The following is a 15619-nucleotide window of genomic DNA, read 5'->3' on the forward strand; positions in this document are numbered from 1 at the left end:
CGGCACTCTCTCCAAAAAAAGACCGCCGGCGGAAGAGGTTCCGCCGGCGGTTTCGTCTGTGTCGTCTTTGCCTGTGTGGTGTCCGCCGCCCGGCGGGCGCCGGATCAGGCCGGGACGTAAACGCCCCGGTGATCCGGCAGCGGCCGGAAGCGGTCGGTGATGCCGAGCACGGTTTCGGCACCGCCCAGGAACAGGAAGCCGTCGGGCGCGATCACCTTGCGCAGATCCTCCAGCACCTTCCGCTTGGTGTCCTGATCGAAGTAGATCAGCACGTTGCGGCAGAAGATGACATCGAAGGTGCCGAAGCCCGCCGCGCCGTTCAGCAGGTTGTGCTGACGGAACTGCACCATCGACCGGATGGTCTGGTTCAGGCGCCACTGCTCACCATCCTGCTGGAAATACTTCACCAGCATGGTGATCGGCAGGCCGCGCTGCACCTCGAACTGCGAATAGGTCGCAGCCTTGGCCTTGTCCAGCACCTCGTTGGCAAGGTCGGTGCCGATGATCTCCAGCCGCCAGCCGTCGAGCTTGGCCCCCATCTCCTTGAACAGCATGGCGATGGTATAGGCTTCCTGCCCGGTCGACGCGGCGGCCGACCAGATCCTGAGCTGGCGACGATCCTGCCGCCGGGCCAGAAGCTCGGGCAGCACGAATTTGCGCAGCTCGTCGAAGGGCTTGATGTCGCGGAAGAACGACGTCTCGTTCGTCGTCATCGCATCCGTGACGTCGCGCCGGAGTTCTTCCGCCGACGGCTTGCGCAGCTCGGCGATCAGCTCAGGCAGTCCCGGCAGCCCCCGGCGCCGGGCAAGCGGCGACAGTCTGCTTTCCAGCAGGTACAGCTTGTCGGGGCCGATCACCAGCCCGGACCGCTGCTTCAGCATGCCGCTGATGAAGGCGAAATCCTCCGGCGCCATCACGGTCCTCCGTCGACCAGCCGGCGGACCTCGCCGGCCATACGATCCAGCGGCAGCACGGCGCTGCACAGCCCGGCCTGGGCAGCCGCACCCGGCATGCCCCAGACGACGCTCGACGCCTCGTCCTGGGCCATGACCACGCCGCCCGCCTGAACGACATGTTCGCCACCACGCTGCCCGTCCGACCCCATACCGGTCAGGATCACGGTCAGCAGATTGCGGCCATAAATCTTCGCCAGCCCCCGCAGCATCGGATCCACCGCCGGCCGGCAGAAATTCTCCGGCGCGTCCTGGTTGATCCGGATCACCGCCCCGCCGGCCGCTTCGGTCGGCACCATGTGCCAGTCACCGCGGGCGACGTGGATGCGACCGGCCTTCACCGGCATGCCGTCCTCGGCCTCGACGCAGGGCAGGCCGCTTGCGCGGGCCAGATGCTCGGCCAGGATGGTGGTGAAGGTGGCGGGCATGTGCTGGGTGATGAACACCGGAATCCGCTGCAGCGCGGGCCCCAGCGCCCCGAACAGGGTGAACAGCGCCTGCGGGCCGCCGGTGGAGCTGCCGACCGCCAGCGCCTTGGCACGGAAGGCCGGCGGGAACGGGCGCAGCACCACGGGCTTGCGCTGCAGGCCCAGCCGCTGCGGCAGATCCGCCGCCGTGGCCGGCGCCGCGACCGGACGTGCGGCAGGTGCCGCCGGCTCGGTCCGCGGACGATAGGCCGTGGTCGGGCTGGCGGCGGCTGAAGGCGCCGCCGGTGCGGCGGCACCGCCACCGCTGCCGAGTGCCGGCGCCGTGCCGTCGCGGCGACCGCGATCGGCATGGGCCTTCACCTTGGCCAGCAGCTCGCGCGAGAAACCCTCGTTCGAGTAGACCTCGCTGGTGGCGCTCGGCTTGGGAATGTAGTCGACCGCGCCCTTGGCCAGGGCCTCCATGCTGACCGCCGCATTCTTGCGGGTCAGCGTGGATGCCATGATGACCTTGAGCCCGGGCTGCGCCCGCACCAGCTCCGGCAGGGCGGTCAGACCGTCCATTTCCGGCATCTCGATGTCGAGCACGACCACTTCCACCGGCTGGCGCTTCAGCTGGTTGAGTGCGATCCGGCCATTCGCGGCAGAGGCGACGACACGGATCTCGGGATCGGCTTCTAGGACACGGATGAACAGACCGCGAATGACCGCGCTGTCGTCGACCACCATCACGCGATAGGGTTCGACGCCTCCGCCCCCTGCTGTGTAAGAGCTCACTAGATGAGGCCCACCTGCGTGAATTTGGTTTCGATGATCTCGCTGTCGAACGGCTTCATGATGTATTCGTTCGCACCCGCCATGATCGCCTCCTGAATATGGGAGAGATCGTTCTCGGTGGTGCAGAAGACGACGATCGGCGCGTCGCCGCCCGGCATCTGACGCAGCGCCTTCAGGAACTCCAGCCCGTTCATCACCGGCATGTTCCAGTCCAGCAGCACGGCGTCCGGCATGGCCTCGCGGCAGCGATCCACCGCCTCCTGACCATCCGCGGCTTCCCTGGTGGCGAAGGAGAGACCCTCAAGGATGCGCCGCGCGACCATGCGGATGACCTTGGAGTCGTCAACGATCAGGCAGGTCTTCATTTCAGATCGGATCCTCGAACGCGCCGCCCGACGCCCGGGCACTTGTGGGGAGGAAAGGCTTCGGTCGGACAGGCCGGGCCGGCGCGAGGGGCGGCATCAGCCGAATTCGAACAGACGCTCGACATCAAGCACCAGCAGCAGCTTGTCGTTCAGTCGGTATACCCCGAGAGAGACGTCTCGCCAATGCTGCGCGAGATTGGCCGGGTTGCGTTCGAACCGGGCGTCGTCGAGCGAGAGCACCTCGCCCACCCCGTCGACCATCAGGCTGTACAGCTCGCCGTCGTGTTCGACGACCACGTTCATGCCCTTCATCTCCGCCGGGCGGGGCGCCAGGCCCAGCCGCCGGCGGACATTGATCGCGGTGACGATGCGGCCGCGCAGGTTCAGCGCGCCCGCGACCTCGGCCGGGGCCAGCGGCACCCGGGTGATCTTCTGGGGGCCCAGGATGTCCTGGACCACCAGCACCGGGATGCCAAAGGTCTGCCGTTCGATCACCACCGTCACGAACTGCCGCTGGGCGCCGACGACCTCGTCGTCACCGGTGCGGGCCAGGGCGTTGCCGCCACCGGCGTAGCGGACGATATCCGCACTCATGCCACGCTCCCCTTCGCCATGTTCATCACCTGACCGATCGCCGCGATCAGGCCCTCACGGTCGAACTTCGCCACATAGTCGTCATACCCGCTGTCGCGGCCGCGATCGAAATCCTCGGGCGCGGTATGCGACGACAGCGCAATCATCGGGACCTGGGACCAGGCGCCCTCTTCGCGGATGGTGCGGGCGAAGGCGAAGCCGTCCATGCCCGGCATCTCGATGTCACTGACGATGATATCGAACTCGGCGCCCTGGTCGCGCAGTTTCAGCGCCGCTTCGGCACTTTCCACACCCGAGACCTCGTAACCGGACACGCGCAGAACCGGCGCGATCAGGCTGCGGAAGAAGGCGCTGTCATCGACCAGCAGCACCCGACGGGCGCGCGCGGCGCCGATCTTGCGCGGCTCGGCCTCGTACCAGTCGCCGGTGGCGCGGAGCAGGTAATAGCCCACATCCACGATGTCGGTGGTGCGGCCGGCGATCACCGCGGTGCCGATCAGGCCGTCGCGGCGGCTGCGCAGCTCCACATTGAAGCTGTCTTCCACGATGTCGACGATCTCGTCGACCACCAGGCCCATGGTGCGGTTGCGCTCGGTGAAGACCACCACCGGCTGCCGGCCCTCGCGCGCCAGCTCCTGGCCCTCGTTGACCATGACCAGCGGCATGATCTGGCCGCGATACTGCACCACCGGCCGGCCGTCGGAGCGTTCCACCGTCGCCAGGTCGATCTCTTCCAGGCGCGCCACCAGCGACAGCGGCACCGCCTTCGGATCCTCGCCGCCGGCGCGGAACACCAGCAGGGACAGCTTGTCGTCGGCATTGGCGGCTGCCTCGGCCGCTGCCGCCTCGGCGCGGCGGTCGCTGGCGGTCTGGATCTCGCCCACCGAGGTCGCCAGGCCGTTCGGATCCAGGATCATGACCACGCTGCCGTCACCCAGGATGGTGTTGCCCGAGAACATGGTGATGTCGCGCAGGATCGGCGCCACCGGCTTGACCACGATTTCCTCGGTGTCGAAGACCTGGTCGACGATGATGCCGAACGAGAAGGTGCCCACCTTGCAGACGATCACGAACAGGCCGTCGTCGTCGATTTCGACCTGCGGGTCGTGCTCGTCGACCAGGGCCAGGGCGTGGCCCAGGCTCACCAGCGGCAGCAGATGGTCGCGCAGGCGCAGAACCGGCCGGCTGTTGATCCGCTCGATGCGATGCTCGGAAGTGTTGGAGGCACGCACCAGCTCCACCACGCTGATCTGCGGCAGCGCGAAACGGTCGCCCGCGGCTTCCACGATCAGCGCCGCCACGATCGCCAGCGTCAGCGGGATCTTGATGACGAAGGTCGAACCCTTGCCGCTGACGGTCCGCAGCTCGATCGTGCCGCCGATCTTCTCGATATTGGTCCGCACCACGTCCATGCCGACGCCGCGACCCGAGACGCTGGTCACCTTCTCGGCCGTGGAGAAGCCCGGCCGGAAGATGTACTGGGCGATCTGGGTGTCGGTCATGCCGTCGAGTTCGTTCTCGGTGGCAAGGCCGACCTTCACGATCTTCTGGCGCACCTTGGTAAGATCGATGCCGCGGCCGTCATCCGCGATCTCGATGATGATGTGGCCGCCTTCGTGATAGGCGTTGAGGGTGATGGTGCCGGTCTCGGGCTTGCCCGCCGCCCGCCGCTCGTCGGGCCGCTCCAGACCGTGATCGGCCGAGTTGCGGACCATGTGGGTCAGCGGATCCTTGATCAGCTCCAGAACCTGACGGTCCAGCTCGGTTTCGGAGCCGTACATCTTCAGGTCGAGCTTCTTGTTCAGTTCCTGGCCCAGGTCGCGGACGATGCGCGGCAGCTTGGCCCAGGCATTGCCGATCGGCTGCATGCGGGTCTTCATGACCCCTTCCTGCAGCTCGGACGTGACATGGGACAGGCGCTGCAGCGGCACGGTGAACTCGCTGTCGCTGCGGCCGCGCACCATCTGGAGCAGCTGGTTGCGGGTCAGCACCAGTTCGCTGACCATGGTCATCAGATGTTCGAGCAGGTCGACATTGACGCGGATGGTCTGACCGGCGATGTGGCTTTCGCGCGGGCCGCCATTGCTGCCGGCATCGTGGTGATCGCCGGCATCGGCCCGCGGTGCGGCCTCTGCCGCCGCCGGCGCCTGCTGGGTCGCGACCGCACCGGCACCGGCGGCCACCAGCGCCTGCGGCTGGGCCGTGCCCACCGGCAGGCCCGCCGGGGCTTCGGCCTCGGTCTCGTCCTCGTCGTCCGGCAGGGCGTTGCCCGAGATTTCGGCCGCCATCATCCGGCGCACCGCCTCGAAATCGGGCGCGCCGTCGGCACCGGTCGGCGCGGCGGTCTTGGCCGGAGCCTCGACGCCTTCGGCCGCGGCATCCAGGCGGCCGATCAGGTCGGCGTCATTGCCGGCCGGCTCGGCCTGGGTCCGTTCCAGCTCGGCCAGGATCTCCTTGATCTGGTCCAGGCTCTCCAGGATCAGCGTCACGATATAGGGGGTGACCGTCAGCTCGCGGTCACGCACCTTGCCCAGCACGTTCTCGGCCGCATGCGCCACCTTCTCGAGCCGGGGCAGGCCCAGGAACCCGCAGGTTCCCTTGATGGTGTGTACAAGGCGGAAGATGTTCTGCAGCAGTTCCGGATTGTCTGGATTGCGCTCCAGGCGCACCAGTTCGACGTCGAGCGTGGACAGGCTCTCCGTCGTTTCGGTGAGGAACTCGCTCAGCAGCTCGTCCATGGCGTTCTCATCCCTGCTGCCGTGAATGGCTGGCGCCGTGGCGCCTTGCGTGTGAAGTCGTCGGAGTGTCCGCAGACGGGGCCGCCGCGGGCAGGCCCGCCGGCGGCGAAGAGAGGGGTTCAGGGGCCGGTTTCGCCGGTCCGCTCCAGGCTGGAGACGCCGGCCCGGGCGGTGAAGACCGGCAGATCGCCCGTGATGGTCAGGCGGCGCAGATCGGCGCCCGACCAGTCGGTGGCAACCGCAAGCCGGCCGCCGACGGCGGCGGCCATTTCGGAAACCATGAAAGGCAGCACGGTGCGGGCATCCAGCGCCGCCGGATCGATCCGTCCCTCGATCGACGGGACCAGCGTCTCGGGCAGGCGCATGGCGCCGCCTTCGGCCACCACGCTCACGCTGCCGCCCTCGACCGTGGTCCGCCAGGCGATGGTGACCGTGCCGCCGCGCAACAGGGCCTGTGCCGAGATTGCCGCCAGGCACAGCACGATGCCGCCATGGGCCCTCAGCACATTGCCGTCGCTCGGCCAGGCGATGACGTCCAGACCGGCACGCTCGTCGGTAAAGTATCCGGCGAGTGCCGCCGACAGATCGCCGGCCGCCACCCGTTCGTCGGGATTGCCGCCGGCGCCCAGGGCCAGACGATAGAAACTCAACCGGCGGGCGGCGCGGGCCGCACTGTCGGCCAGCAGCTGCAGCGCGTCGTCTCCCATGCCGTCTTCGGCCAGGAACTCAACGCCGTTGACGACACCACCGACGGGACCGACCAGGTCGTGGCAGAGCCTGGCACACACCAGTCCGGAGAGTCGTACCCAATCTCCCTCGCCCACGTCGCGTCACTCCCTGAAACCGATCGCATCCCCGGTGAACCTACCGGGGCTCGCCTTCTTCTTTTACGGCGGCAAGCGTTAAATTTCCCTTAGGCGCAGCGCGATTGCCGTAACCATATGCGCGCACCCCCCGGATCCGGGCCACGGACGGCATCGGCTCCCCGGAAACGGCCCCTGGTGCAGGCGATGCCGCCACCCCATCTGTGTCGGGAACGGACCCAATCCGGAAGGATCGTCAGATGACCACGCCGGCACCTTACGGCATGCTGTACCCGCCGGGAAGCCTCGTCCGCCTGCCCGGTCAGCCCGATTGGGGGCTGGGTCAGGTCCAGAGCGTGGCCGCCCATCGCGTCACCGTCAATTTCGAACATGGCGGGAAGCGCACCGTGCATGCCGATGTCGTCGATCTGGAACTGGTCCGCGGACCGAACCCGCCGGATGATGACGATTGAGCGACCAGGGGCACCGGAAAGCCACGGTACAGCTTTTGCGGTTGCAGCCGCCATCCGGGCTTCGTAAATACAGGATGCGCCGGACGCTTCGTCCCGCGAGACTTTCTCCGCCGAAGGGCAGGGTCTGCGGTTCTCCGCCAAAGACCAGCACCTGCGGTCACTCTGCTATGGGCCGGCCTGCGGCCGCTCTGCCACGGAACGTGATGATACCTGCCCCCGCATCACCATACCCGCCCCGGGACGCTTCGATGATCCGCATCGTGGATCCCGTTGTCGTGGAGAGGGAAGCCGGGCCATATCGGGGAAGCTGCTGGTGGTCGGCGGGGGGATCGTGATCGAACGCGAGGTCGAAGCACTCGCGCGGGCGGCTCTCCAGAAGCCACCATCGCAGCGGCAGGCGATTGCCGGCACCATCGCAACGATGCTGATCGACCGTGAGCGCAAGCTGACCGAACGGGTGCGCGGCGTCGTTGCCCATTTGATCCAACCCCTGGTTGCAGATATCGAGCACACGCTCCGCCGCGAACTGGCGGAAGAACTGGCGGCGATGCCCGAAGCGGGGGAACTGCCGCCCAACCTGTTCGTGATGCTGGCCAACGACCGGATCGAGGTCGCCCATCCCCTGCTGTCGCGCTCGCCGATCCTGACCGATCCGGATCTGATCGCGATCGCCCGCGAACGCTCTTCCGCCCACCGCACCGCCATCGCCCAGCGCCCGGATCTGAGCGACGCCGTCACCGGCGCCCTGCTGGATGCCGCCGAGGCCGAGGTGGTGACGGCGCGGCTGGCGAACCGGGCGGCGCCGCTCTCGCCGAAGCTGCTGGAGCGTATCGTGATGCTGTCGCAGCGGATGGAGGTGATCCAGCCGCCGCTGTTGCAGCGCCAGGAACTGCCGGCGGGGCTGGCCTATCGGATGTTCTGGTGGGTGGGGGCGTCGCTGCGCCGCCACATCGTCCAGCGGTTCGACGTCTCGCCCGAGATGATCGAGCGGGCGGTCGCCCGGGTGGTGGACCGCAGGGTGACCGAAACCGGCCGCCTGGCCGAAGATCAGGGCCGGGCGCGGCAGCGCGTCGCCATGCTGGCGCGCGGCGGCGGCGTCACCGAGACCTTCCTGCTGCAAAGCTACCGCCAGGGCGAGATCGCGCTGTTCGAGGCGGCGCTCGCCCATATGACCGAGATCCGCCCGATCACCGCCCGACGGATCGCCTTCGAGACCACCGGCCAGGCCCTGGCGATCGCCTGCAGGGCGGCCGACGTCACCCGTCAGGGCTTCTCGACGCTGTTCATGCTCACCCGCAAGATGAGCCGCGGCACCAGGGTGTCGGATCCCAAGGATCTGCTTGAAGCGGTGGCGTTTTTCGACATGGTCGACCGCCGGCGGGCGCTCGCCATTCTGGCGCTGTGGGACGGCGACGCGATCTGAACCGCCGGACGCGGCCCCGCCCGGTTGCGTTGCGGCCCTTGCGCGGCAACCTCTGCACCCCCACAATGTTGTCTCAAGACAGCCCGGTGAACGGGACACGCCCCTGATGACGGCCTTTCCATGACGGGCCTCCGGACGAGCGAGCCGCCGCAGTGAGCCAGATCCGCAATGCCTCCCCCATCTCCCTGAGCGATCGCCCGTCGCTGGTCGATCCCTTCGGCCGGCATGTGCACTACATGCGCCTGTCGGTCACGGACCGCTGCGATCTGCGCTGCGTGTACTGCATGGCCGAAAGCATGACCTTCCTGCCCAAGGCCGATCTGCTGACGCTGGAAGAACTGGCCCGGCTGTCGCGCGCCTTCATGGCCCTGGGGGTACGCAAGCTGCGCCTGACCGGCGGCGAGCCGCTGGTCCGCCGCGGGATCATGGATCTGATCGGCGAGCTGGGCCGGGACGTCGCCGCCGGCCGGCTGGACGAACTGACGCTCACCACAAACGCCACCCAGCTCGACCGCCATGCCGAAGGGCTCTACCGGGCCGGGGTGCGGCGGATCAACGTGTCGATCGACAGTCGCGATCCGGTGCGCTTCCAGCGCATCACCCGCTGGGGCACGCTCGATCGGGTGATGAACGGCATCGCCGCCGCCAAGGCGGCGGGGCTGGCGGTCAAGATCAATATGGTGGCGCTCTGCGGCGAGAACGAAGACGAGATCGAGGACATGGTCCGTTGGTGCGGCGAGAACCGCTTCGACCTCACCTTGATCGAGACCATGCCCTTGGGCGAGATCGACGAGGACCGGGTCGACCAGTATCTCTCCCTCGCCGAGGTCCGCCGCAGGCTGGAGGCCAGCTTCACCCTGACCGATCTGCCCGACCGCACCGGCGGGCCGGCCCGCTATGTGCGGATCGCGGAAACCGGCGGCCGGCTGGGCTTCATCACCCCGCTCAGCCATAATTTCTGCGAAAGCTGCAACCGGGTTCGGGTCACCTGCACCGGACGGCTGTATATGTGCCTGGGCCAGGATGATCAGGTCGACCTGCGCGAGCCGCTCCGCGCCAGCCCGGACGACGACGCGCCCCTGCTCGCGGCCATCCGCCGGGGCATCGACGCCAAGCCCAAGGGCCATGATTTCGTGATCGAGCGCCGGGGCGCCGCCCCGGCCCTCACCCGGCATATGAGCATGACGGGCGGCTGACCGGCAGATGACCCAGATCCCGCCCCAGGGTGTCGCAACGGTCGGCACCGCCCCGATGCCGGCCGCCGCCGGCCGCATCCCCACCTTTGCGGTGGTCGCGGGCGATACCGAAGAGGCCTGCGCCGGCCGCGCGGCGATCGAAGCCGCCTATGCCACAGTCCCGCCCGAAACCGCCGAGGTCATCGTGGCGCTGGGCGGGGACGGGCTGATGCTGGAGACCCTGCACCGCTTCATGCACCGCGATGTGCCGATCTATGGCATGAATTGCGGCACGGTCGGCTTCCTGATGAACGAGTTTCGGGTGGAAGGGCTGGACCAGCGCCTGGCCGAGGCCGTGCCGGCGACGATCTACCCGCTGCTGATGCGCGCCTATACGGTCGACGGCACCGAGCACAGGGCACTGGCCATCAACGAGGTGTCCCTGCTGCGGGAAACCCGCCAGACCGCCAAGCTGCGCATTCTGGTCGACGGCATCGAGCGCCAGCCGATGCTGATCGCCGATGGCGCGCTGGTTTCCACCCCCGCCGGCAGCACCGCCTACAACCTGTCGGCACACGGCCCCATCCTGCCGCTGCGCGCGGGCGTGCTGGCGCTGACGCCGATCAGCGCCTTCCGGCCGCGGCGCTGGCGCGGCGCCCTGCTGGCGGATACCGCGACCATCACCTTCGAGATCCTGGAGCCGATGAAACGGCCGGTCAGCGCGGTTGCCGACTATACCGAGGTTCGCGACGTGCGCCGGGTGGATGTCGCCCGCGATCCCGCGCGTGAACTGACCCTGCTGTTCGATCGCGGCCACAGCCTGGAAGAGCGCATTCTGCGCGAACAGTTCGAACCCTGACCCGACCCACAGAGCCCCCTGCCCCACAGAGCCGGAGCCCCGCTGCCCGATGACCGTCGCCTCGCCCTGCGTCAATGTCTGCCGCATCAGCACCGTCACCGGCTGGTGCGAAGGCTGCTATCGCACCATCGACGAGATCCGCGTCTGGCGCCGGCTGGATGACGACGGCAAACAGACGATCCTGGAGCATGTCGAGGATCGCCGCCGCGACATCCGCGCCGGGCGGGTGGTACCGGCCGGCGCGGCCAGGTGACGGATCAGCCCGTCAGCTTGTCGGCGGGCTGCACCTGACCATCCAGCATCACCCGGTTGCGGCCGGCATGCTTCGCGGCGTAGAGCGCGGCATCCGCAGCCGCGATCAGGCGGCCATCGTCGGTCACCGTGTCGGGGAAGACCGCAACGCCGAGCGAGATGGTGACCGGCCCCAATGCCGCATCGCCGCTTTCTTCCACCGTCCCGGCCAGGGCACGGCGGAAGGCGTCGGCCCGTGCCGCGGCATCGGCGGCGGTGGCGCCCGGCATCAGGATCAGGAATTCCTCGCCGCCATAGCGGCAGACCACATCGCTGCGGCGGAAGTGATCGGCCATCACCCGGGCGGTCATCCGCAGCACCCGATCGCCGGCCTCGTGGCCGTGGGCATCGTTGAAGCGCTTGAAATGGTCGATATCGGCCATCACCGCCGCCAGCGGCCGGCCGTCGCGGCGCGCCACGGCAACCTCGCGGACCAGGGTTTCGTCTGCGAAACGACGGTTGTAAAGGCCGGTCAGCGGATCGCGGATGGTCATGCCGCGCAGCGTCTCGCGCAGCTTGACGTTGGCGATCGACAACGCCACGCGGTCGAGGGCCGCGATTTCGTCTTCGGCCCAGTCGGTGCGGTCGTCGACGCCATCGCGTTCCAGCGTGATCATTCCCAGGATCTCGCCATGGGCGATCAGCGGCACGCAGAGATGCCGCCCCGGTACGCCGTCCAGATGCCGGCAGATCGGCATCGTGCCCTCCGCCCGGCTGACATGGGCATGGCCCAGGCGCAGCGACCAGCAGTCGTCCTCGGTGATGCTGTGCCCGGGCAGCAGGGGCTCGCCCCACAGCGCCGCCGGTTCCAGCGCGGTCTGGCCCGGCCGGTGCAGGAAGGCCCGGCCGCGATCGCCGTTCGACAGCGACGGCATCATCCGCGCCAGCACGCCCATCGCCTCGTCGACCGAGGCGCAGGACTGGATGAGATCGGTCATCCGACCGGCGATCCGCTCGCGGTTGCGGCCGCGCTCCAGGTCACGCGCCCGCAGGCGCGCCGCCTCGTGCGCATCCGCCAGTTCAGCCGTGCGCGCCGCCACCGTCCGCTCCATGCCCGCCAGGGCGCGCTGCAGCGCTTCTTCCGCCCGGTTGCGCTGGGTCTCGCGCTCGGCCAGATCGGCGAAAAGAGCATCCAGGGTGGAGGCCAGATCGCTGATTTCGCGCACCTTCGAGACATCCGGAATATGGCGGGGCGCCTCTCCCCTGGCCATGGCCTTGGCATAATGCGACAGGCGGCCGAGCGGACGCACCAGCACCATGCGCATCACCGCCATCGACAGGATAACCAGGCCGGCCGCCAGCCAGAGCGCCAGGACGAAATTGCTCGACATCAGCGCCCGGACCGGGCCGAACAGCCGTGCCTCGTCCATTGAGATCCCGATGGTCAGCGCCTCTTCGCCGAAGGACACCGTCTCCAGCATCATCACCCGTTCGGGCAGGTCCTGCACGGCGGGAAGGCCGAGAATCGGGATCGCCGAGCCGGCGTCGGCAGCCAGAGCCGCACCAAGCCCCTGCGACTGCAGGTGAGGCGCGGTTTCCTTCGGATCCGGCGGCGGCAGCGGGCCGGCATGGGTGACCAGCGCTCCCTCGGGCGACCAGAGCGTCACCCCGGTATCCGCCGGCAGCTCTGCCCGGATCCCCTGCACGAAGGCCAGCAGGTCGATCGACGCCCCGACCATGGCGACCGGCCGGCCCTGCGCATCGCGGACCGGCATCACCACCGGCAGAATCGGACGACCATTGGCGAGGCCGGGCAGCCAGCCTGCGACCAGGGGATCGGTGGCCCGCATGCCGGCCGCGAAATAGGGCCGCGCCCCCAGGCTGGCCGGCTGGCCGTCCGCCGAGGGGATCGGCCGTGCCGAGCAGACGATCCGGCCTGAGAGGTCGGTGACGAACATGTTGTTGTAGATCGGTCGCAGATGCACCAGCTGGGCGAAGCGCGCATCACAATCCGGATCATTCATGCCCGGCACGCCGCCCGCCGCCATCGCCGCGATCAGCTGCCGGGCGGCATCGATCCGCTGGCGCAGCTCCTGAGCGGCGGTATGCGTCGTCACCGAAAACTGCTCGCCGACGCGCTGTTGATCCAGCCGGCCGGTGGTGATCACCGACCAGCCCAGAACCGCCATCAGGGGCAGGACGGTCATGACCGTCAGTGCCAGTGCCAGCTGTCTGATACCAATGTTTCGCATGGCCTCACTTCGGGTCGCCGCCTCTTGCCCAAAGATCCCGAAGTCATGCAAATTGCAGCGTGCATTCCTTCGGCAAAACTCCCGCCAACAGACAGGTATAATGATGTGCCGCGGCCTGCACAACAGCATCCTTGTTAAATCAAAACACGCTGTTCATTCAAACACCGGATGAACCACCGGAGCGGGAAAGATATCGTCCAGGCGCCCGGTCAGCCTGTAAGCGAGCAGACCCAGCCACTCACGCGCCGCCGTATGGATCTGCCACAGGCGATCGACGAACCGATAGTCGTTCCACCCCCAGATCGGGCCCGGAGCATTGTAGTCCACCGGGTATGCCTGGACATTCCAGCCATCGGCTATGAACACGCCGTATGATCTCGGCATATGATACGCACTGGTGATCAGGATCCAGGGGCGACCTGCCACGTCCCCGACGAGGCTGCGACTGAAGGTCGCGTTCTCCCAGGTATCCCGGCTGCGGCCTTCGATGACGAGGCGATCGGCCGGCACCCCCAGATCCCGCAGCAGCGCCTCGGCCACCGGCCCGCCGCTCGCCTCGGGATCGCTGTAGAAGCCGCTGCCGCCGGTGAAGACCACCGGCAGGTCGGGGCGCAGCCGGGACAGGATCGCCGCCTCGATGAAGCGTTCGGCCCCCGATCCGACCGCAGGCTGGCCATGGGCCCGGGTCAACCGCCCGTCTTCGGCGCCGCCGAGAACGATGATGCCGGCGAAATCCCCATCAACGACCGCCTGTCGCTCCATCTGTGGGAACCGATCCTCCAGAGGAGAGAGAAGCCAGTTATCCAACGGCGTGAAGAGCATCACGATCAGGGCGAGCCCGCCGGCGGTGCCGCAGAACCGTGCCAGACGGCGCAGACCCAGCCAGCGGATCAGGGGCGCCGCCGACAGCATGATCAGCACCAGCGTGACCGGCAGGATCAGATGCCCGACCAGCTTCGACAGCGAAAAGAACATGGTCGGAAATCCTGTCCGTGATGGGGTGGCGCAGACACCGGTCAAGCCGGCGTCCGCCCAAGCCGGATACGCATTCCGTAATCATTTATCAACCCTCTCAGCCTTAAGATTTCGTATCGGTTCGCCTCACGGCCGGCGACAGGCCGTGGGCGAACCCCAGAAAAGTGTCACGAACCAACAGGTTGGTCCCTCATATCATGGCTTCGCCCGTCACCGCTTCCGCGCTCGACGCCGAGCGTCTGCGTTTCCTCGGCATCGATGCCGCCACCATCGCCGATCTCGCTTTGGTCCGGCCGGTGATCGAGGCGGAGATCGAGGATCTTCTGGACGTTTTCTACCGCACGCTCGCGACCTACCCGCCGATGCAGGCGCTGATCGCGAAGCCGGGGATGGTCGACCATCTGAAAACGTCCCAGAAGGCGCATTGGACGGCGCTGATGTCCGGGCGGTTCGACGCCGACTATGTCGCGCGCGCCACCCGGATCGGCAATGCTCATGTCCGCATCGGGCTGGAGCCGCGCTGGTATATGGGCGGTTATCAGATGGTGCTGCAGCGCCTGCTGGCCGCCATTTCGCGAAGCTATCGCTGGTCGCACGACAAGCGGGAGCGGGCCATGTCGGCAGTGAGCCGGGTGGTGTTCCTGGACATGGATCTGGCGATGGAGCAGTACATCACCGGCGTCATGGCGCAGGTGCGCGCAGCACGTCTTGAAGCGGCGCGTGAACTCGACGCCTCGATCCGCGGCGTGGTCGAGGATCTGACCCAGACGGTCGGCCGGCTGGGCGGTGCCTCGAACGGGCTGACCAGTGCGGCCGACATGGCGCGGTCCGAAGCGAGCAGCGTGGCCGGCGCCGCAGAGCAGGCCGCCGCCAATGTCGATGCGGTGGCCGCCGCATCCGAGGAATTGTCGCGCTCGATCAGCGAGATCGCCGGTCAGGTGTCGCAGTCGTCGGAAATCGCCCGGCAGGCGGTAGAGGATGCCCGCCAGACCACGACCACCGTCTCGGGCATGCTGGGTGCCGCCGGCAAGGTGGGCGAAATCGTCCAGCTGATCAACGACATCGCCGAACAGACCAATCTTCTGGCGCTGAACGCCACCATCGAGGCGGCGCGCGCCGGCGAGGCCGGCAAGGGCTTCGCCGTGGTCGCGGGCGAGGTGAAGAACCTCGCCGCCCAGACGGCACGCGCGACCGAGGACATCAGCGCCCAGGTCGGCGACATGCGCAATGTCGCCTCGGCCACCGCCCAGGCGATCGACAAGATTGCCGAAACCATCCGGCGGATGAACGAGATCGCAACCGGTGTCGCCGCGGCGGTGGAGGAACAGAGCGCCGCCACCCGCGATATCGCGCTCAACATTCAGCAGGTCTCGTCCGGCACCCGCGAGGTGACCCGCGGCGTGTCGGGCATCGAGCGGGTGAACGCCGATACCAAGACGGCCGCGGACGAAGTGGCCGAAACCGCCCGGATGCTGGAGGTCCGCGCCAACCATCTGTCGACCGAGATGACCGGCTTCATGAACCGGCTGCGGGCCAACCGCGACTGACGGAGCATTGAGCCCTGACCATTGACCGG

General features: G+C 67.9%; 14 protein-coding genes. 6 read left to right on the top strand and 8 right to left on the bottom strand.

The features are described 5' to 3' along the window. Positions 1–104: 104 nt before the first annotated feature. The 6 genes from WI697_RS07690 to WI697_RS07715 form a co-directional block, all read right to left on the bottom strand. A complete protein-coding gene (locus WI697_RS07690) occupies positions 105–914 on the bottom strand; it encodes a CheR family methyltransferase (protein ID WP_062763893.1) in 810 nt (269 codons plus the stop codon). Further along, positions 914–2107: a protein-glutamate methylesterase/protein-glutamine glutaminase gene (locus WI697_RS07695; protein WP_345958109.1), complete on the bottom strand. Its 1194-nt coding sequence runs from the start codon at positions 2105–2107 to the stop codon at positions 914–916. The genes WI697_RS07690 and WI697_RS07695 overlap by 1 nt, the downstream gene beginning before the upstream one ends. 47 nt (positions 2108–2154) lie before the next feature. Then, positions 2155–2520 carry a response regulator gene (locus tag WI697_RS07700; protein WP_014744743.1) on the bottom strand — a complete coding sequence of 122 codons (366 nt, stop codon included), beginning with the start codon at positions 2518–2520 and terminating at the stop codon, positions 2155–2157. A gap of 96 nt (positions 2521–2616) precedes the next feature. After that, entirely contained in the window at positions 2617–3114 is a 498-nt protein-coding gene (locus tag WI697_RS07705; protein ID WP_014744742.1) for a chemotaxis protein CheW, read from the bottom strand. After that, positions 3111–5852: a hybrid sensor histidine kinase/response regulator gene (locus WI697_RS07710; protein WP_296719311.1), complete on the bottom strand. Its 2742-nt coding sequence runs from the start codon at positions 5850–5852 to the stop codon at positions 3111–3113. Before WI697_RS07710 ends, WI697_RS07705 begins: the two co-directional genes overlap by 4 nt. A gap of 119 nt (positions 5853–5971) precedes the next feature. Next, the gene (locus WI697_RS07715) at positions 5972–6640 is read right to left on the bottom strand and encodes a histidine phosphotransferase family protein (RefSeq protein WP_062763292.1); all 669 of its coding nucleotides are present in this window, start codon (positions 6638–6640) and stop codon (positions 5972–5974) included. Between the two features lie 275 nt (positions 6641–6915). On the opposite strand from WI697_RS07715, the gene WI697_RS07720 reads away from it, so the two are divergent. The 5 genes from WI697_RS07720 to WI697_RS07740 all read left to right on the top strand — a co-directional run bounded on the left by WI697_RS07720 (position 6916) and on the right by WI697_RS07740 (position 10838). After that, positions 6916–7128, top strand: a complete 213-nt coding sequence (locus WI697_RS07720) for a DUF3553 domain-containing protein (protein ID WP_014744739.1) — start codon at positions 6916–6918, stop codon at positions 7126–7128. 313 nt (positions 7129–7441) lie between these two features. Further along, complete coding sequence (locus WI697_RS07725) at positions 7442–8551, top strand: DUF2336 domain-containing protein (protein ID WP_062763294.1); 1110 nt, start codon at positions 7442–7444, stop codon at positions 8549–8551. 152 nt (positions 8552–8703) lie between these two features. After that, complete coding sequence (gene moaA, locus WI697_RS07730) at positions 8704–9747, top strand: GTP 3',8-cyclase MoaA (protein WP_345958034.1); 1044 nt, start codon at positions 8704–8706, stop codon at positions 9745–9747. Between the two features lie 55 nt (positions 9748–9802). Continuing rightward, positions 9803–10585 carry an NAD kinase gene (locus WI697_RS07735; RefSeq protein WP_062763353.1) on the top strand — a complete coding sequence of 261 codons (783 nt, stop codon included), beginning with the start codon at positions 9803–9805 and terminating at the stop codon, positions 10583–10585. 49 nt (positions 10586–10634) lie between these two features. Then, complete coding sequence (locus WI697_RS07740) at positions 10635–10838, top strand: DUF1289 domain-containing protein (RefSeq protein WP_296719293.1); 204 nt, start codon at positions 10635–10637, stop codon at positions 10836–10838. A 4-nt stretch (positions 10839–10842) separates the two neighbouring features. Here the strand turns inward: WI697_RS07740 and WI697_RS07745 are convergent, their stop codons facing one another. Together WI697_RS07745 and WI697_RS07750 are read right to left on the bottom strand one after the other, a co-directional pair. Then, positions 10843–13068: a sensor domain-containing diguanylate cyclase gene (locus WI697_RS07745; protein ID WP_345958035.1), complete on the bottom strand. Its 2226-nt coding sequence runs from the start codon at positions 13066–13068 to the stop codon at positions 10843–10845. Positions 13069–13221: 153 nt separating this feature from the next. Next, positions 13222–14043: a YdcF family protein gene (locus WI697_RS07750; RefSeq protein WP_345958036.1), complete on the bottom strand. Its 822-nt coding sequence runs from the start codon at positions 14041–14043 to the stop codon at positions 13222–13224. A gap of 197 nt (positions 14044–14240) precedes the next feature. Here WI697_RS07750 and WI697_RS07755 point away from each other — a divergent pair, with 197 nt between their 5' ends. After that, entirely contained in the window at positions 14241–15590 is a 1350-nt protein-coding gene (locus WI697_RS07755; RefSeq protein WP_345958037.1) for a globin-coupled sensor protein, read from the top strand. Positions 15591–15619 lie beyond the last annotated feature (29 nt).

This window comes from Tistrella mobilis, assembly GCF_039634785.1.
GTDB lineage: Bacteria > Pseudomonadota > Alphaproteobacteria > Tistrellales > Tistrellaceae > Tistrella > Tistrella mobilis.

Coding starts and splice junctions, on each gene's coding strand:
- WI697_RS07690 (WP_062763893.1), bottom strand. CDS start 914: ATGGCGCCGGAGGATTTCGCCTTCATCAGCGGCATGCTGAAGCAGCGG.
- WI697_RS07695 (WP_345958109.1), bottom strand. CDS start 2,107: ATGGTGGTCGACGACAGCGCGGTCATTCGCGGTCTGTTCATCCGTGTC.
- WI697_RS07700 (WP_014744743.1), bottom strand. CDS start 2,520: ATGAAGACCTGCCTGATCGTTGACGACTCCAAGGTCATCCGCATGGTC.
- WI697_RS07705 (WP_014744742.1), bottom strand. CDS start 3,114: ATGAGTGCGGATATCGTCCGCTACGCCGGTGGCGGCAACGCCCTGGCC.
- WI697_RS07710 (WP_296719311.1), bottom strand. CDS start 5,852: ATGGACGAGCTGCTGAGCGAGTTCCTCACCGAAACGACGGAGAGCCTG.
- WI697_RS07720 (WP_014744739.1), top strand. CDS start 6,916: ATGACCACGCCGGCACCTTACGGCATGCTGTACCCGCCGGGAAGCCTC.
- WI697_RS07735 (WP_062763353.1), top strand. CDS start 9,803: ATGCCGGCCGCCGCCGGCCGCATCCCCACCTTTGCGGTGGTCGCGGGC.
- WI697_RS07740 (WP_296719293.1), top strand. CDS start 10,635: ATGACCGTCGCCTCGCCCTGCGTCAATGTCTGCCGCATCAGCACCGTC.
- WI697_RS07745 (WP_345958035.1), bottom strand. CDS start 13,068: ATGCGAAACATTGGTATCAGACAGCTGGCACTGGCACTGACGGTCATG.
- WI697_RS07750 (WP_345958036.1), bottom strand. CDS start 14,043: ATGTTCTTTTCGCTGTCGAAGCTGGTCGGGCATCTGATCCTGCCGGTC.
- WI697_RS07755 (WP_345958037.1), top strand. CDS start 14,241: ATGGCTTCGCCCGTCACCGCTTCCGCGCTCGACGCCGAGCGTCTGCGT.